Here is a 17,055-nt window from a genome sequence, read left to right as displayed (position 1 = left end):
GGCCGCCCCCACCCAGCCCCATTCGGAGCCACCCGATGACCCCTCTCATCCAGCTTGTACGGCGCGCCAGCGTCCTGCCGGTGATCGTCGCCTGCACGGCCCTGTTCATCCTGATGGTGATGACCTTCTGCGACGTGATCCTGCGATCGGTCTTCAACGCGCCGATCGAGGCCGCCACCGAACTGACGCGCATCCTGATGGCCATTCTGGTGTTCTCGGTGCTGCCCATCATCTCGGTCACCAACGGGCATATCGCCGTGGACCTGACCGACGGTATCTTCCACCGCCTGCGGCTCAGCCGCCTGCGCGATGCTGTGATCTATATCCTCAGCGGCGCCATGCTGTATTGGCCGGTCCAGCGCGTGTGGATCCTGGCCGAACGCGCCCGCGACTATGGCGATGTCACCGAATACCTCAGCATCCCGACATACCTCGTCGGCTGGTTCATCACTGCATCGGTGGCGATCACCGCCGTGGTGATGATCATCACCGGACTGCTGTACCTGTTTGCCCCCAAGACCCTGACGGAATCCACTCAATGACCGCTGCCCTCATCGGATTTGCCCTTGTCCTGATCCTGGTGCTGATGCGCCTGCCCATCGTCTTTGCCATGGGGCTGGTCGGCACGTTGGGCTTTGCCTATGAACGCGGCGGCTCGATCTTTGACGAGCGCGGGTTGAAGGCCGCTATGTCGATGGTCGGCCGCCAGATCACCGATACCGCGCAGGATTACGGCCTGTCGGTCGTGCCGCTGTTCATCCTGATGGGCTTGTTCGTCAACAAGGGCGGCATGGCGCGCGAGCTTTACGCCGTTTCCAACGCCTTTCTAGGCCACATGCGCGGCGGCATCGCCATGGCGACCGTAGCGGCCTGCGGCGGGTTTTCGGCGATCTGCGGATCGTCGCTGGCCACCGCCGCGACCATGTCCAAAGTCGCGATGCCGCAGATGCGCCGTTATGGGTATTCCGACGAACTGTCGACCGCCTCGATCGCGGCCGGCGGCACGCTGGGCATCCTGATCCCGCCCTCTGTCATCCTGGTCATCTACGGGCTGCTGACCGAAACCTCGATCGGCAAGCTGTTCATGGCCGGCATCATCCCCGGCATTCTGGGCATCCTGTTCTACCTGTTCGCCGTGCGCTGGACCGTGTGGCGCAACCCTCAGGCCGGACCAGCCGGCGAACGCGCCAGCTGGGGCGAGCGCATCAGCGCGCTGGGGTCCGTCTGGGCGGTGCTGCTGCTGTTTTTCCTGGTGATCGGCGGGCTGTATGGCGTGTTCGATTTCGAACCGCTGAACCTGACCTTTTCGCCGACCGAGGCCGCAGGCATGGGCGCCGCCGGGGCTTTTCTGATCGCGCTGTTCCGCGGCGGGCTGACCGTAGGATCGACCTTTGAGGTGCTGAAGGAAACCTGCTTTACCGCCGCCGCGCTGTTCGCGGTGCTGATCGGCGCGCAGATCTTCTCGAATTTCATCAACCTGGCCGGCCTGCCCGAGGCGCTTATCGCCATGGTCACCGCCTATGACGTGGCGCCGTTCGTGGTGATCCTGATGATCCTGGGCATCTACATCATCCTGGGCTGCGTATTCGAGTCCCTGTCGATGCTGCTGCTGACGGTTCCGATCTTCTTCCCGTTGGTGACCTCGCTGGGCTATGACCCGATCTGGTTCGGCATCGTCGTGGTGGTGGTGACCGAGATTTCGCTGATCACCCCGCCGGTGGGCCTGAACGTGTTCATCCTGAAAGGCGTGGTGGGCGACGTCTCGACCGGAACGATCTTTCGCGGCGTGACCCCGTTCTGGGTGGCCGACATCTTCCGCCTGGCGCTGATCGTCCTAGTTCCCGTCATCGTTCTGTACCTGCCGCAACAGATGGGCGCGCTGGGTCACTGAGCTCATTTCGCCGCGCAAGGCGGCCCCAATACAGGAGCATCTCATGTCTCTGAAACAGATTTCCAGTTTCGCCGCGGGCCAGTGGGTTGCGCCCGGAGCCGGGGCCCGCACCATCGCCTCGGCCATCACCGGAGAGCCCTTTGCCACCGCCGGCAACGACGCGCTGGACGTGCAGGCGATGCTGGCCCATGCCCGCGACATGGGCGGGCCGGCCCTGCGTCGGCTGACCTTTCATGAACGCGCCAAGATGCTCAAGGCGCTGGCGCAGGCGCTGTCGGAACGCAAACAGGCGCTCTATGACCTCAGCTTTGAAACCGGCGCCACGCAGAAGGATCACCTGATCGACATCGACGGCGGCATCGGCACCATGTTCGTCTTTGCCTCGAAAGGGCGGCGCGAGATGCCCGACGGCCATGTCTTTCTGGATGGCGATGTCGAACAGCTGTCACGGAATGGCACCTTCCTGGGCCAGCATGTCTGCACCCCGCTGCAGGGCGTGGCCGTGCATATCAACGCCTTCAACTTCCCGGTCTGGGGCATGCTGGAGAAACTGGCCCCCACCCTGCTGGCCGGGGTTCCGGCGATCGTGAAACCCGCCACCAACAGCTGCTATGTCACCGAATTGGCCGTGCGGATCATGCTGGACAGCGGCATCCTGCCCGACGGCGCACTGCAGCTGGTCTCGGGCGGGCTGGGCGACATGCTGGATCACCTGACCTGTCAGGACGTGGTCAGCTTTACCGGCTCGGCAGACACCGCGATGAAGCTGCGGCAGAACCCGGTGATCGTGACCAACTCGGTGCGGTTCGTGGCCGAGCAGGATAGCCTGAACGCCTCGATCCTTGGCCCCGACGCGGCACCCGGCACGCCCGAATTTGACCTGTTCGTCAAGGAAGTCGTGCGCGAGATGACGACGAAGGCCGGGCAGAAATGCACCGCCATCCGCCGCATCATCGCCCCCGAGGCGCAGGTCGAGGCGCTGATCGCCGCGATCTCGGCCAAGCTGGCGCAAACCACGATCGGTGATCCGCGGCTGGACGGCACGCGTATGGGCGCGCTGGTCTCAAACGGGCAGAAGGCCGACGTTCTGGCCAAGGCCAGCCTCATCGGGCAGGAGGCCGAACGCGTATTCGGCGACCCGGATGCCTTCGAGGTGATCGGCGCCGATGCCGAAAAAGGCGCCTTCGTGCCGCCGATGCTGTTCCACTGCGCCGATCCCGACGCCGCCCGGCACGTGCATGACACCGAGGCGTTCGGCCCGGTCTCGACCATCATGGGCTATCGCGATCTGGACCACGCCATCGCGCTGGCCAATCGCGGCCAGGGGTCGCTGGTCACCTCGCTGATCACCCATGACCCCGAGGTCGCGCGCCAGGTGGTGATGGGCGCAGCCGCCTTCAACGGGCGGATCTATATCAACGACCGCGACTCGATGCAGGAATCCACCGGCCATGGCTCGCCCCTGCCGCACATGGTCCATGGCGGCCCCGGCCGCGCCGGTGGCGGCGAGGAAATGGGCGGCGTGCGCGGCGTGAAACACTACATGCAGCGCACGGCCCTGCAGGGCTCGCCCCGGATGCTGGCGACGATCGGCCGGAAATGGATCCCCGGCGCGCCCGAGATCCAAGGCCCCGCGCACCCCTTCACCCGCAAATTCACGGAACTGCAGATCGGCGAGACGCTGCACACGGCGCCCCGGACCATCACGCTGGACGACATCGAACATTTCGCCCATTTCACCGGCGACACATTCTACGCCCACATGAACGAGGACGCAGCGGCCAGAAACCCGTTCTTTCCGGGCCGGGTGGCGCATGGCTATCTGCTGCTGAGTTTTGCCGCCGGCCTGTTCGTCGAGCCGAACGAAGGGCCGGTGCTGGCCAATACCGGGCTGGACGGCCTGCGCTTCATGAAGCCGGTGGTGGCCGGCGACAGCATCAAGGTCCGCCTGACGGTCAAGCAAAAGACTCGCCGCACCGACGAATATGGCGAGATGCGCTGGCACGTGACCCTGACCAATCAGGATGACGAGAAGGTCGCCGAATATGAACTGCTGACCATGAACGCCTACTGAGCGCGCGGCAAAGTGTTTTTCTTGCACAGCCGGGCCGGATAGACTGGGCGCATGACCAACGCGCATCCGTGGTTCACTCAGGCTGTGGCCGAACTGGCCGACCCGCAGAATCAGCGGGTCTGGTCGATCATCGTGTCGCTGTTCGGCGACATGGCGCAGGAGCGTGGCGCCAAGATATCGGGCGGGGCGCTGGGCCGCATCATCGAACCGATGGGCATCAAGCCCGAGGCGATCCGCGTGGCCCTGCACCGTCTGCGCAAGGATGGCTGGATCGAAAGCGACCGGGTCGGGCGCGTCTCGATGCATTTCCTGACCGAATATGGCCGCACGCAATCGGCCCGGGTCACGCCGCGCATCTATGCGCGTGACCCTGCGCCGGATACGCCGCTGCACCTGCTGATCGCCGAGGATGGCACCGGCACCCGGCTGCTGGAAGACATCCTGCTCAGCCACGATTACACGCCGATCGGGCGCAACATCGCGTTGGGACCGGGGTCACCGCCCGTGGACCAGGACGAGTTGCTGATCCTTGAGGTCACCGCCCGCTCGGTTCCGCGATGGGTGCATGAAAAACTGTTCCCGCCAGATCTGCGCGCGGCTTGCCGGTCCCTGCACGAGGCCGTGCGCCACGTGTCCCAAGGCCGCCCGGCCAGTTGGGAGCCCACGCCCTGTCAGATCGCCACGCTGCGCACGTTGATCGTGCATCGGTGGCGGCGCGTCGTTCTGCGTCTACCCGACCTGCCCGACAGTTTCTGCCCGCCGGACTGGACCGGCCCGGCCTGTCGCGCGCAGGTGTTCCGCCTGCTGGACCAACTGCCGCGCCCCCTGCCCGAGGATCTGAACCAAGACTGACCCCACGGCAGGTTTTCCTGAAACGCGGTTTGACCCTATCCTGACCTTGTACCTTTGGGAGGAGGTGCAGGCATGACCCACGACATCGACATGCTGATTGTAGGGGCCGGGTTCTCGGGGCTGATCATGGCGATCGAAGCCCGCAAACGCGGCATCCACAACATCGCGATCCTTGAAAAAGCCGACGACATCGGCGGCACATGGCGAGAGAACACCTATCCCGGCGTGGCCTGCGATGTGCCCTCGCACCTGTATTCGATGGCCACCCATCCGAACCCGGACTGGACCCGAGCCTATGCAGGCGGGGCCGAAATCTGGGACTACATGCGCCGCGTTGCGCGTGACGAAGGGCTGTACGAACTGTGCCATTTCCACACCGAACTGAAGTCGGCCCGCTGGGACGGCACGCATTGGCAGGTCGAGACGACCGGCGGCGCGCAGTGGACGGCACGGTTCCTGGTGTCGGCCATCGGCGCCCTGCACATCCCCAGCATTCCCGAGATCCCGGGAGCAGCGGGCTTTCAGAGTCCGGCATTCCACTCGGCCCAATGGGACCACACGGTGCCGCTGCAGGGCAAACGCATAGCAGTTGTCGGCACCGGCGCGTCCGCCGTTCAGTTCGTGCCGGCAATCGCCAAAACCGCCGCCCATGTCACCATCTTCCAACGCAGCGCGCCTTACGTTCTGCCGCGTCCCGACGGGCCGATTGCGCCCTGGGTCCGGCACCTCTATCGCCGCATTCCGCTGCTGCCGCGCATCCGCAGGCAGTGCATCTATTGGCTGTTCGAATTCCGCCACCGCGTGTTTCGCGGCGAAAAACGCGCGGTCGACTTTGCCATGAAGATGTGGCGCAAAGGGCTGGAGGAGGCCATATCCGACCCCGAGATGCGCCGCATTCTGACACCGGACTACCGGATCGGCTGCAAGCGCGTCCTCAGCTCGAACGACTGGTACCCGGCACTGGCCCGCGACAATGTCAGCGTGATCCCGCATGGGGTCGAGCGGATCGAAGGATCCGAGATCATCGCGACCGACGGCAGTCGGACGTCGGCCGACATTCTGATCTGGGGCACCGGTTTCCATGTGACGGACGCGGTCCAAAGGCTGGACATCCGCGGCGCGGACGGGCTGAGCCTGCAAGACGCCTGGGCCGACGGCATGCAGGCCAATCTGGGCACCGCCATTGCCGGGTTTCCCAACTTTTTCTTCCTGCTGGGTCCGCATACCGGGTTGGGTCACAATTCGGTCGTTCTGATGATCGAAGCGCAAGTTGCCCATATCGGAAGGGTGCTGGAGGCGATGCGGCGCGCGGGTCTGCCCGCGATTGCTCCAAACGCTGACCGGCAGGCCGACTTCACCCGTGAAATGCAGGAGCGTCATACTGACAGTGTCTGGCAGGCCGGCGGATGCACTTCGTGGTATCAGGACGCACAGGGGCGCAATACGACGCTGTGGCCCGGCACCGTTTCGGAATTCCGCAAACGTCTGGCGAAGGCCGGGCTCGAGCATTACCATCCCGTTGATCCCGCCCAGACCAAAGGACCGCCGACATGACCACCCTGCTGACCATTGCGCTGATCATCGGCGCCGCGTTGATCCTGATGCATCTTTGGACCCGGCGCCTGACGCGGATGGGAGCCCAATCCGTGCCTCAGCCCGGGCAGATCCTGCCGGTGAACGGCGGTTCGATCCATTATGTCGAACAGGGCGATCCAGAGAAGCCGACGGTGGTTCTGATCCACGGGCTGACCGGCCAGTTGCAGCACTTCACCTATGCCATGACCGACCTTCTGGCCGACGACTTTCACGTCATCGCGGTTGACCGGCCCGGGTGCGGGTATTCGACCCGCGACCACGCGCGGCTGGCCACCCTGCCGGAACAGGCGCGGATGGTCCACGAATTCCTCGAAGCCAAGGGCGTATCGCAGGCCATTCTGGTCGGACACTCGCTCGGGGGCGCGGTGTCGCTCGCCATGGCGCTGGACAATCCTGAGCGGGTTCGGGCGCTGGCCCTGCTGGCCCCGCTCACACATCGGGTACCCAGCACACCCGCCATCTTCAAGGCGTTGGAGATCCGGACCGAATGGCTGCGCAGCCTGATCGCCAACACGATCGCTGTTCCCCTGGCGAAAACCACGGCGCCGCATGTGATCGGCGAGGCGTTCGCCCCTGAACCGGCCCCGAGTGATTTCCTGAACCGCGCCGGTGGCGCCTTGGGGCTGCGCCCGTCAGCCTATATCACCGGATCGCAGGATCTGGCGGGCGTGGACGCCAGCACCGACGCCCAGTCCCAGCGCTACCACGAACTGAAGGTTGGGGGCGGCATCCTGTACGGGGCCGAAGATCCGATCCTGTCACCCAGCCAGCAAGGCGCACCGATGGTGGAATACGGGCTGAGCTTTGAACAGCTCGAGAACCGCGGCCACATGATCCCCCTGACCGCGCCCGAGGCCTGCGCAGAGTTCGTCCGCCGCATGGCCAATGCTTCGCAATCGCCGTCGAAACCCGCCAACACGGCCGGATGAAGAATCCCGCATTTTCGTGGCATTTCCCTCTTGACCCTCTCCGGCCCCTCCCTTAAATCGCCTCTCACCGTGGCGGAGTAGCTCAGTTGGTTAGAGCAGCGGAATCATAATCCGCGTGTCGGGGGTTCAAGTCCCTCCTCCGCTACCACCACCCCCTTGAAAATATGGCCCCGGACGACGCCGTTTGTTCGCGTGGTCCCCGTTTACGGCTCCCTGTACCATCTCTGTACCATTTAATCTCATCTTCACATGTGTGTCGGTAAATTTTAAACGAAAGAACCACGTCAACTCCTCGACAACGACTTTTCTGAATTCAGTGACTCGAAAGATGTCGCCGCCCTGCGACGAAGTTATGGCTGAATCTGGTTGACGGGGCCTGATCAGGCGGCGCTGGTTTCGGTGGTGTCTGTCACCTCGACGCCGTTTCGGAACTTGATGCCTTCGATCACCTTGGGCAACTGATTTCTGCCGTAGAGCCCCTGCCAACATCGGCCGCGCGCCTTCCCGAGCAATCTCAGTCAGTAGATCCGCAACGGAATCCGGCGGGTGAAACGGAATGATCGTGGATCGCCCTTCTTGGCGTATCGCTCCCTTCCTGGAGGTTCTGGCAGGCTCAACACCCGCCACGATACGCCGCCGTTCCACAGACACCATCACCCAAGTTCTGGCATAGCGTTTTGCGATGCCGGTATGACGGAATCTTCGCTGCGCTCGTGGTATGTATTGAGGAGCAGGACGAACCGCGTAAGAGCACACGGTATTCTCTTTCAGTGTTGTTGCAATCTGACTCGTAAATCGAAGAAGATGCTTCACTCCGTCAGAATGATGCCTCCGGAATGAATTTTTAGCGCTTGCAAGGCGTGAAAGGGGGATCAGGAACTGGAAGCATTGCGTAGTTGGCAGCGTTCTCAAGCCGAGTGATCAGAGGCCAATCTTCTTCCTTTTCGAAATCTCAAACCGCATGACACCTGCTTCGCGAGCCATATTTCTTGGCAGCTGGATCTTTACCTTGGAGCATTTACCGCGTTTGACAAAACAATAATTCCCAAAGAACGGCCTTCATTATTCCCCCGAAGGCGATCCCCTCAAAAATTACCGTTGCATTATTGCAATACCAATTATTATTGATTTTTTTTGGTATTTCTTGGTACCAAAAAAGTTGATGCCTCAGGCATCAACTTGACCCTAATTTTGGTTCAATTTCTAGTTATTGAGAATTTTCCGCAAATCACTTTCGGAAAAATTGCTGATGGCAATAAGTAGGAAAAAATTTTCTTTTTTAGCGTCTAATTTTTTTCTTGATACGCCGAGATCAAGCTCGAATATTGACCGCAAGCTGGATTTTTATCCGGCGACCACCCACCGAGTAATCTTCCAGACTATCTAAGTGATTGGAAAAAGGAGCCAAATGAAAAACCAAAACCCCAAAAGCGCCATTCAAGGCGTATTGAATTGTGATATTAACGAAGTCACAGCGCCGGCACATCTCGCCGCACCTGAATACTCGCGGCGAAAGCATCGGCTGTCGCATCCGAAAGGCGACTTTGACAGCGGTTACCGCTTTTACCTCGCGGATGAAGAGCGCGGAGGGTGCTGTATGGAAATTCGAGAACCGTCACGTGCGTACCCATATTCTGAAATGACGCATGGTCGTAGCCTGCGTCATGTAGCCGAACTCTTCGAGGCAGACGAGTTAGAAGTACGCCGGTTGGCAAAACGAATCGAGAGCGAATCCAAGGCCACGTCTTAACAACCAGGCGCAGCCGCCACGATCCATCAGCGAAATTAGAGACCTGAACAGGTGATGAGCACACGTTCATCGCAGGCCCTCGCTTTGCCCGTTGAAATCAAGGCTGCGCCACTTCGCAAACCATCACCGAAAGGAAAAGGATATCATGCCCAACAAACCTGAGATCATGGAAGTTTTCCCCAGAGGCGCAGTGCAAGAGTTCTTGGCGCTCTCGCCAATGAAACCTGACCTGTTGTACCCTCTTCAACAGAGCGCCACCTCGAACTTTGGAGAGTTTTGGCCCGACCGAGACACAATTCCAGCACATGACGTTATCGCTCGCGGCTTGGAGCGCTTAATGCACTGTATCTGCGCCGATTTTCCTATGCTAACGCACGACTTGTGGTTGCGCGTGTTGGACGCAACAAGTCAAAGGACAGAGCTACTGCTGGAAGAAGTCCTGTCCGTCTGGCCTGACACCCAGGAGTGCTGTTCGTGGGACGACGAGAATAGCCGCACTGATCTGACACCTATCCAACAGATTGCCATTGCAATGGTTGCTGAACACTTCTGGAGCATGCCGCTGAAGGACCGAAGCTTGCGCAATTCAGTAGCAACAGTATCCAGGCGACCTGAGTTCGCATCATTCTCCGACGATCCGGAACCATACGAATTTTGGTCTGTTTCAGATTTCAAATGGCAACGTACTGGAGATATTGCCTCGATGAGGCTCACCCATAAAGTATATGCGAATATGGATTTTGAAGCCGTACTTACCATTGTGCGTGCGAAAAAGGGCTTTTCCGCAAAAGGGTTAAACGCCCTGAAAGAATATAGTGGTCCCACGGTGACAGCATATCAAGGAAGAGCAATCGACGACGCAATTCGTGCGGGCGCTATAGCCTTTTTCGCCAACCTCGAAGAACAGACTTCGACGGAGGAATAGGCAGGTGCGGCGGCGGGTAACCGCCGCCGCAATGTCCAAAAACGGAAATCCTGAAAGAAGAAAAAACGAATGCTTTACCTCCTGCGCGGCCCGTCTGGGTCCGGAAAAACCGCTTTCGCCAATACCCTGTTATTGGCAGGAGTGGTCGACCACGTCTTCGAAGCCGATCAGTTCATGATTGATGAAAACGGAACCTACAAATACGACCGCAGCCGACTGCAATATTGCCACGACCAATGTGAGCGGGCGACAAGAGAAGCGCTCGCGCAAGGCAAAAACGTTGCGGTCGCCAACACGATGACAAAATGTTGGGAAGTGGCAAAGTACTACGAAATGTCCGACGACGTGACCGTCATCACGCTGGAAGGACAATTCCCAAATGTTCATGGCCTTCCAAACGATATTGTTGAGATGCAACGGAAACGGTTGGAGCGGTGGAGCATCAAAGATCGCGCCCGAAACAAAGGAAAGAAGATGTTCAAGGTGTAAGATTCCAGGCTTGATCTGGAGATTCCACACCTATCGGGCGAAAGCAGGGATTTGGAAGCGGCTGGTATAGCAGAAGCTTTTGATCTTTTCTTACCGCGGCATGGCTTTGCCGTGCGCCTGTCGGGCAGTAAACGAACTGGGCTTTTTGCCTCCCAGCAAGACTGGTGCCGAACCGCTTTTCCAACTGCTCTTTCAGCGATTTGAACGCGGCTCCACCCGGAACAGCAGTAACCTCCCGTTCGACTGGTAAACGGAAACATTTGGAGCAGAGCGCCTAACCGGAGCTTTGCTCGATAGGCAGCCCCTTCATGAAAGTATGTCCGTCGCCGGAGCTTGCCGGAATGCAGAGGAGTTTTCGTAACGGCGGCCTTGGTTCGATTTCTGTTTCAACTTAGGCAGCGGCGGATTTCTGCTGAGCCTCCCCAGCTGCCCAAATTTCCGGCAAGTCGCCACTGGCCCAAGTCGTCCGGTATGTCCTTGGCCGAATGCCAAAGGCGCAGCCATACTTGGCGAACGGCCACCTGACGCTCGACAAAAACACTGCCGAACACGTCTTCAAGCCTGTCGCCGTCGGCCGAAAAACCCGGATGATTGCAGGATCAGAAGGTGGCGGGAAAACAATGGCAATCGTGATCACGGGGACCCGTTCTGGAGGCTGATCGAAACACATCAGCCGATGTGGAAGAAAGCCAAGTTGGAGCTGGATGAGTTGGTGGAGATTTTGACCATGGAGTGAAAGTGACCCAGTCCCGTCGGCGCTGACGTCAGACACAACTGGAGGGCTTATTACAGCAAAACCTGGCCGCATTCTTCACTCAGGAACTTGACCCCGGACGAATTTACAGCCCAACTGAAGGAAACCCGAATGATCGCATAAAGGCCGGACCAGAGACGGGGCGAACTCCACAAGCCTTGATAGCATGCGGAACTCGTTGGTTCAGAGTCGGCAAACGATCCGAGGCTGACAGGCCTTTGCTTGCTGGTTCGAGCTATTTGAACACACATCGATGGTAATCTGGTCGCTGGGAAAATGCCTAAAAAGATCAAGCTTTCGAAAACCGAACTTGGGCAAGAATGGATACGAGTTGAGGCTCGCCGCTTGGGTCTCGGCCCTCGGCACTTTGATGCTTTGGGTGCACAACTGGATGATATTGATCTTAAAGACTCTGGGATCCTTGAACGATACCTGTTCCAGCAGCTTTCTCTTGTTGCATCTGCGCTTCCGAAACCCGTCGCCATCTATCTCGAAAACGATTTTGGATCAGCTGATTTCTTCCAGCATACTCGCGTGCGAACTTCCAAAGGGAAAGCCCCGCTTCGGGCAACTAGCCTTGCTCATGATTACAGGCCCGGCGTGCGGCAATCCCCCGTCACCGAAGTATTCATCAGAGTGCTTAAGAAGCTGCATCGAACGCGACGTTCGTGGCCATTTCGAACAACGCCCAACGAACTGCGCCTTTCGAAATGTCGGAGCATCCTGTTGGTAGGGTCCGAACTTTTTGAGCCTAACTATGATCAGCAACTTCTTCCATCAGCCAATCTGCGGGTGTCGCGCCTCTTGGAAAGCCTGTTGAAGTCTCCATCAGTCAAAAGTTGGAGGTCCTATGGGCTGCTTCGATCAGTGGTGCCGTTCTGCCCACTCGGGTATGGCATGACTTGGGGCTGGCGCCACCGCCTTGAAGAGTTCAAATACTCTACAGGGCTTTCCGCGGATTCGCTGGAGTATGCAAATGCCATAGTGGTTCTTGGGAAACACAACCGCGAGACTCTGTCATTTTTGGATGACCTACGAAAAGAAATCGCAAAGTTGAAACGAATAGATGGTCGCTTTGTCAAACCACCGGAAGACACTGGCGTCCAAACGGTTGTAGATCTCAATTATCTTCTAGGTTCTCTTGAAGCGGGCGTATCAACTGGAAAACCAAGCCCGTCAATTTCGGCTTCCTCAGCCAAACTGGCTTCTCCTTGTCGGGTTGTCGCAACTCCGACACCCAGCGCAGCAGCATACGAAATGCACGCGCAGCTCACATCCCTTCAATCTTACATTGCAGACATGTTGGTGGTGCTTCCTATTGAGACCCGTAGCCGTGTTCAATCCGTGATAACTCGTTTCCTGTTCGAATCCTCGGTGGATCAGGCTCAGAAGAATGTTTCTGAGGTTGAACCCAATCTTGCTGAGCAAATGCACGAATCATCCATAGGAGAGGAAATCCGCGAGATATGGGGGACATTTGCGCGGCTCGATCAAAATGAAAAGACAGAGGCGCAATTGAGGTTCAAGGAGCCCTCGTCGCAGGTTGTTCCAACTCGTGGAGCCCTCGGAGAATTCGCTCCATGATTTCGTCGTCGAAAAGAAACCCTTGGCACCCGAGCGAGTTTCTTGAGGCCTGCCAACGAAAGGGAGCAATTTCAACGGTCGCCGGTCCGGCCTTGGAAATAGCACAGAGAATCAAGGCTCAGGGGCCAAATCTTCCCGTACTGCTTTCCCTCGCACATCTGGCCGCGACCGTGGATGTTCCTATTGGACTTCTGTTGTCCTACGTCGAACGTGACAAGGATCCGTATCGAGTATTCTCGGTTTCCAAACTGGGGCCTAATGGCGAGACGTCAAATCGTAGGACGATTTGCGTACCGGAACCGCTTCTTTCGAAGACCCAAAGCTGGATCGCTGTACAGCTTCTGAACAACTGCACTCCTCACGCCGCCAGCACGGCATATGCCCCAGGATCAAGCCTCTACAAGGCCGTGAGACAGCATTGCGGCGCTCGCTGGCTGCTAAAGATCGACCTCAAGAACTTTTTCGAGTCCATCAATGAGATGATGGTGTTCGACACCTTCATCTCACTGGGATACCCCAGACCGATTTGCTTTCAGCTGGCTCGTCTTTGCACGAGAGTGTTTGGAGCCGCACAGGACGATTTTGCCAGAATGCGTCTAGGCGTGCTTCCGCAAGGAGCCCCGAGCAGCCCGATGCTGGCCAATCTGGCAGTCTACAAGCTCGATGTCAGTCTCTCGGAAATAGCGGCAAAAAACGGCTGGATTTATACCCGCTACGCTGATGACCTCGCATTTTCCACCCGCTCGGTGTCAAGTCGACATGAAACGAAGGAGCTTATGTGGTCCATTCTTGACCAGATCCGGTCTTTTGGCCTCACTCCGAACAAACGAAAAACAAGTATTTCGCCCCCAGGTGCCCGAAAGATCCTGTTGGGATTAAACGTCGACACTGATCGCCCCAGACTGACGCGGAGCTTCAAGAACAATGTCGAAACCCATGTTTACGCGATCACGAACCCCGCGATTGGTTTCAACAAGCATCTTGAGGCACGGGGATTCGAAAGTGGTCCTTCTATGATACGGCACATTGCTGGGCTTATCGCGTACGCTCGTTCAATCGAGCCTGATTATGCGGACAGTCTCTACAAGCGTTTGACGACCGAAGCTGTACGCTCTTGATCCAATAGGAGTCCGGTGCTCAAATGCTCTTTGATCGGGAAGGCGGTTATCAGTCTCTGCGGGCATTGCTAACCCGCACCGGAAGGTTGGATTGGTCGGTTTCGGCTGGTCTTTGATGTAGCTCTCGAAGGCTCCCCTACCCCCCCCTCCCCGCTGGCCCCTTCGGGGACGGCTCGGAGTCTCGCCTCCGCGGGGAGGGGGGGGTGGGTCGGAAACCTAAATCAGGTGATATCACAGCCTTCCCGATCACAAATGAGTTGTTACAACATACGCACCATCGCAACGGGTGTTGTTTCTGTGACCTGTTGTGACGCTCCATCCTACGTTTTTCTAAACATTCCGGCGGACCACTTCAGCGGGGGGAGGGTCAAGTTTTCTGGGGCGTTTACACAAAGGCAGTTAGTGAACTGAGCGATGAAGCACTGAGCTGTGCAAATCACGTCGTATACTACCGCCACACCCTCATCGAGTTTCCGAGCCCGTACGTTCCCACACCGCTTCCACGAGATCTTCTCGACCTAAATTTGGATATCTTTCTACTTTTCTTGCCTTTCTTGCTCTCGCTCTTTGCCCAGGCAAACGCTTGTTTTGGGTCGAAACCCATATCCTCAATCTGTTCTTTACTTTTGTTTATGCGAGCTACCAGCGTTTTAGCTTCTTCGAGCTCTTTCGGGCTCAGCGCCTCTCCGGCCTTTGCTTTCTTCAAAAGGGCGCGTAGTTGCTTTCTACGGCCTTCATTCTTCAGCGCAAGTTTTTTGGCCTGTGCAAGTTTTCCGACACCCTTGTTCTTCTTATTCTGGGGCATTTCTAGGTCAGTCCAACTCAGTTGGGTCCACTACCTCGCAGGGTTCATCGTGATGGACATACGACAGTGGACTTATTCCTTAGACCGGAGTCACCACTACCGGCAGTCAAAAGTCAAGTTGCCGAACTAATACTCCATGTCTAGTTGGGTGCTCGGGGGCCGTGGCGGTAGAACCCATCGGCATTTAGATAGAAGCGCTGAAGACTAGACCCTCAGATAAGTCACCTCAAACTGTTTGACTGCCCGATGTTCTTGAAACCTGTTGGCAAGATTGAAGGCATCACCAGCGGGGAAGTGCTGGAAGATGTCCAGTCCGCGATCTAGCGAAATCTTCCATCCGGTGTCCGTCACGATATGTCGGGCGTGTGCCGTTCCCGAACCGTCATAACTCCAGGAAAAGTCGATGCCTGCGGTCTGGCATGAAGCAACAATTGCATCCAAGAACTCTCGTTGCTTGGTCATATCCCCGTCGTTCGGCGTAGTAACGAGTTCGACGGTGATGTGATCTTCAGGAGATTTTTGGCGAATGACCATTTCGAGGAATTCCATCATGTTCCGCGCTTGGTGGAACATCCGGATGTAAGGGTCTGTCACGACTATTTTGGTCGCACCCTTGACCCAGGGCCCGAACAACTTCTCGAAGGTGATACCTTTTCGGTTTTCTTTCACAACAATGTGGCCCTCGCGCGGGAGAGACTGTGACGTCCCTTCTGACGCGTCGCCTTCGGTCGCGGTGGCCGACACTTCTGAAACCGAAGACGCCTCTTCCACGACTTCCACGTCTTCCTCATCAACGTCGGATGCCCGATTTCTGTGGTAGAACTTGGGGTACTCGTCCTCTTCCAAGGTCGTCACCGCGCATTTCTCGCCATCAGGCCGTACGAAGTGAAAGTCGGTCTCAGGATAGGTACTGTCGATGCGCTTCAGTTGATCCTTGACCCGCTTCCGACTTTCGATGGCGAGCAACAACAGTTCTTCGAGTTCTTCGTTTGAAGCGCCTCCTGCCGGGAAAAGTAGCTTCATATATCCAGACATCGTCTTGTTGATCGCGTCCCTGTCCCGCGTAGAAATCTGGCTGCTCAGCTTGAAGCCGGCATCTTGATAGACAAGGGAGAGATCGTCGTTCCGGAGATGGCGAAGGATTTCGGCCAAGTAATCGACAATGAAGCCGTAGCCTTCCGAGAAAAGCTCGCTGCGAATGACTTCAATTTCCCAACCCGGCAGGTAGGAATGCAGTCGGTCGATAAATGCGGAGTCATGGAACTCGGATGGCAGTTCCTCGAAAAGGTCGGAGTTCTTGAGCATGTAAGGTACGTTATGCGCCGTGTTGCCCACGAATGCGAAGCTCGCCTCGGCGCCCATGGTCGATACCCCGCGCGAGAACGACTTGTTTGCCATGTAGTTTTTCATGATGTCGACTAGCGCCTTCTGAGGCTTCTTGGTGCGCCCGGCAAACTCATCGAAGGCTACAACATCCCAGTACCCCACAAGGCCGATGCGGCCATTGCTGTTGTTCACGAACAGCTTTGGGACAGTGACCTCGCCGCCCGAGATCAGCTGACCGTGGGGAGAAAATTCGGAATAGATGTGCGATTTACCGGTGCCCTTGGGGCCAAGTTCGATCAGGTTGTAGTTCCGCTCTACGAACGGGATGAGGCGCATGAGCTGAAGCAACTTCCCTCGCTTGCCGAACTCTTCAGGATTGAACCCGATGCTCTGCATCAGAACGTCAATCCACTCCTCGGTCGAAAATTTGCCGCGCGCTTCCTTGTACATCTCGAAATCGACACCCGCGACCTGGATCGGCTTCAGGGTATCGACGGTCCAAGGCGATACGCCAGACTGTTCCGTGAACTCGTAGCTGACATCGGAAATGCACCAGACACCGGTAACAAGTAGCTTGGGATGAGCCTTGATCGTCCCTGAATCGATAGCCACCCGCTTGATGGCAAGGTTCTCAAAAACGGCTTCGTAGGAATCCGTCTTTTCATTCAGGGACACATGCACACGGTCGATCACCTTGTAGCGGCCACGCTCCTTGATTTCGGACTGGATGAGGCCTGACTGGTTGCGGTGCACGTAATGCTTGCGAAGGATTTCCTTGACCGTTTCGATGCCGGTCGCAATGGAGGCTTCGTCATCAGTGGCGCAGTATTGTCCCAACAGGTATTCCAGAACGTAGCTGGGAACGATTGCATTGCCCTTGACGGCTTTTACGAGATCCTTGCGAACGACATATCCGGCAAAGTGCTCATTGATCTTTTCGTCGAGAGTGCTCATCGGGCCGC

14 protein-coding genes, 1 tRNA gene and 1 pseudogene are annotated in these 17,055 nt (G+C 57.8%); 14 read left to right on the top strand and 2 right to left on the bottom strand.

Translation table 11 applies throughout. The annotated features are described in order from the left end of the window. The first annotated feature begins 35 nt into the window (after positions 1–35). The 14 genes and pseudogenes from ACR0FC_RS08135 to ACR0FC_RS08070 all read left to right on the top strand — a co-directional run bounded on the left by ACR0FC_RS08135 (position 36) and on the right by ACR0FC_RS08070 (position 13,962). Positions 36–542 (top strand): TRAP transporter small permease, encoded by a 507-nt coding sequence (locus ACR0FC_RS08135; protein ID WP_170339726.1) that lies wholly within the window; start codon positions 36–38, stop codon positions 540–542. Next, positions 539–1,891: a TRAP transporter large permease gene (locus ACR0FC_RS08130; RefSeq protein ID WP_170339725.1), complete on the top strand. Its 1,353-nt coding sequence runs from the start codon at positions 539–541 to the stop codon at positions 1,889–1,891. Before ACR0FC_RS08135 ends, ACR0FC_RS08130 begins: the two co-directional genes overlap by 4 nt. A 43-nt stretch (positions 1,892–1,934) precedes the next feature. Then, entirely contained in the window at positions 1,935–3,965 is a 2,031-nt protein-coding gene (paaZ, locus tag ACR0FC_RS08125; RefSeq protein ID WP_170339723.1) for a phenylacetic acid degradation bifunctional protein PaaZ, read from the top strand. Positions 3,966–4,016: 51 nt separating this feature from the next. Continuing rightward, positions 4,017–4,817, top strand: coding sequence for a PaaX family transcriptional regulator C-terminal domain-containing protein (locus tag ACR0FC_RS08120; protein ID WP_170339721.1), 801 nt, complete (start codon positions 4,017–4,019; stop codon positions 4,815–4,817). A 72-nt stretch (positions 4,818–4,889) separates the two neighbouring features. Beyond that, positions 4,890–6,371, top strand: coding sequence for a flavin-containing monooxygenase (locus ACR0FC_RS08115; RefSeq protein WP_170339719.1), 1,482 nt, complete (start codon positions 4,890–4,892; stop codon positions 6,369–6,371). Further along, positions 6,368–7,342 (top strand): alpha/beta fold hydrolase, encoded by a 975-nt coding sequence (locus ACR0FC_RS08110; RefSeq protein WP_170339717.1) that lies wholly within the window; start codon positions 6,368–6,370, stop codon positions 7,340–7,342. Before ACR0FC_RS08115 ends, ACR0FC_RS08110 begins: the two co-directional genes overlap by 4 nt. A gap of 71 nt (positions 7,343–7,413) precedes the next feature. Continuing rightward, positions 7,414–7,490, top strand: a tRNA-Met gene (locus ACR0FC_RS08105). 1,260 nt (positions 7,491–8,750) lie between these two features. Beyond that, positions 8,751–9,092, top strand: coding sequence for a hypothetical protein (locus tag ACR0FC_RS08100; protein ID WP_170339715.1), 342 nt, complete (start codon positions 8,751–8,753; stop codon positions 9,090–9,092). A gap of 145 nt (positions 9,093–9,237) precedes the next feature. After that, positions 9,238–10,017 carry a hypothetical protein gene (locus ACR0FC_RS08095; RefSeq protein WP_170339713.1) on the top strand — a complete coding sequence of 260 codons (780 nt, stop codon included), beginning with the start codon at positions 9,238–9,240 and terminating at the stop codon, positions 10,015–10,017. A gap of 69 nt (positions 10,018–10,086) precedes the next feature. Further along, positions 10,087–10,506, top strand: coding sequence for an AAA family ATPase (locus tag ACR0FC_RS08090; protein ID WP_170339711.1), 420 nt, complete (start codon positions 10,087–10,089; stop codon positions 10,504–10,506). Positions 10,507–10,633: 127 nt separating this feature from the next. After that, positions 10,634–10,816, top strand: a pseudogene (locus tag ACR0FC_RS08085) (ATP-binding protein); the annotation flags it as partial. Positions 10,817–10,940: 124 nt separating this feature from the next. Further along, entirely contained in the window at positions 10,941–11,165 is a 225-nt protein-coding gene (locus ACR0FC_RS08080) for an IS66 family transposase (RefSeq protein ID WP_367646653.1), read from the top strand. A gap of 371 nt (positions 11,166–11,536) precedes the next feature. Next, positions 11,537–12,844 (top strand): hypothetical protein, encoded by a 1,308-nt coding sequence (locus ACR0FC_RS08075; RefSeq protein WP_170339709.1) that lies wholly within the window; start codon positions 11,537–11,539, stop codon positions 12,842–12,844. After that, on the top strand, positions 12,841–13,962 hold the full coding sequence (locus tag ACR0FC_RS08070) for a reverse transcriptase family protein (RefSeq protein WP_170339707.1): 1,122 nt from the start codon (positions 12,841–12,843) through the stop codon (positions 13,960–13,962). Before ACR0FC_RS08075 ends, ACR0FC_RS08070 begins: the two co-directional genes overlap by 4 nt. A 448-nt stretch (positions 13,963–14,410) precedes the next feature. Here the strand turns inward: ACR0FC_RS08070 and ACR0FC_RS08065 are convergent, their stop codons facing one another. Together ACR0FC_RS08065 and brxL are read right to left on the bottom strand one after the other, a co-directional pair. Further along, positions 14,411–14,767 carry a hypothetical protein gene (locus tag ACR0FC_RS08065; protein WP_170339705.1) on the bottom strand — a complete coding sequence of 119 codons (357 nt, stop codon included), beginning with the start codon at positions 14,765–14,767 and terminating at the stop codon, positions 14,411–14,413. Positions 14,768–14,971: 204 nt separating this feature from the next. After that, a complete protein-coding gene (brxL, locus tag ACR0FC_RS08060) occupies positions 14,972–17,047 on the bottom strand; it encodes a BREX system Lon protease-like protein BrxL (RefSeq protein ID WP_170339703.1) in 2,076 nt (691 codons plus the stop codon). Positions 17,048–17,055: the final 8 nt, after the last annotated feature.

The sequence above is a fragment of the Ruegeria sp. BB9 genome (assembly GCF_056539345.1).
Note: the sequence above shows the minus strand (reverse complement) of the source record. Positions and strands in the feature narration are given on the sequence as shown.

Coding starts and splice junctions, on each gene's coding strand:
- ACR0FC_RS08120 (WP_170339721.1), top strand. CDS start 4,017: ATGACCAACGCGCATCCGTGGTTCACTCAGGCTGTGGCCGAACTGGCC.
- paaZ (WP_170339723.1), top strand. CDS start 1,935: ATGTCTCTGAAACAGATTTCCAGTTTCGCCGCGGGCCAGTGGGTTGCG.
- ACR0FC_RS08075 (WP_170339709.1), top strand. CDS start 11,537: ATGCCTAAAAAGATCAAGCTTTCGAAAACCGAACTTGGGCAAGAATGG.
- ACR0FC_RS08100 (WP_170339715.1), top strand. CDS start 8,751: ATGAAAAACCAAAACCCCAAAAGCGCCATTCAAGGCGTATTGAATTGT.
- ACR0FC_RS08065 (WP_170339705.1), bottom strand. CDS start 14,767: ATGCCCCAGAATAAGAAGAACAAGGGTGTCGGAAAACTTGCACAGGCC.
- ACR0FC_RS08110 (WP_170339717.1), top strand. CDS start 6,368: ATGACCACCCTGCTGACCATTGCGCTGATCATCGGCGCCGCGTTGATC.
- ACR0FC_RS08135 (WP_170339726.1), top strand. CDS start 36: ATGACCCCTCTCATCCAGCTTGTACGGCGCGCCAGCGTCCTGCCGGTG.
- ACR0FC_RS08070 (WP_170339707.1), top strand. CDS start 12,841: ATGATTTCGTCGTCGAAAAGAAACCCTTGGCACCCGAGCGAGTTTCTT.
- ACR0FC_RS08115 (WP_170339719.1), top strand. CDS start 4,890: ATGACCCACGACATCGACATGCTGATTGTAGGGGCCGGGTTCTCGGGG.
- ACR0FC_RS08095 (WP_170339713.1), top strand. CDS start 9,238: ATGCCCAACAAACCTGAGATCATGGAAGTTTTCCCCAGAGGCGCAGTG.
- brxL (WP_170339703.1), bottom strand. CDS start 17,047: ATGAGCACTCTCGACGAAAAGATCAATGAGCACTTTGCCGGATATGTC.
- ACR0FC_RS08090 (WP_170339711.1), top strand. CDS start 10,087: ATGCTTTACCTCCTGCGCGGCCCGTCTGGGTCCGGAAAAACCGCTTTC.
- ACR0FC_RS08130 (WP_170339725.1), top strand. CDS start 539: ATGACCGCTGCCCTCATCGGATTTGCCCTTGTCCTGATCCTGGTGCTG.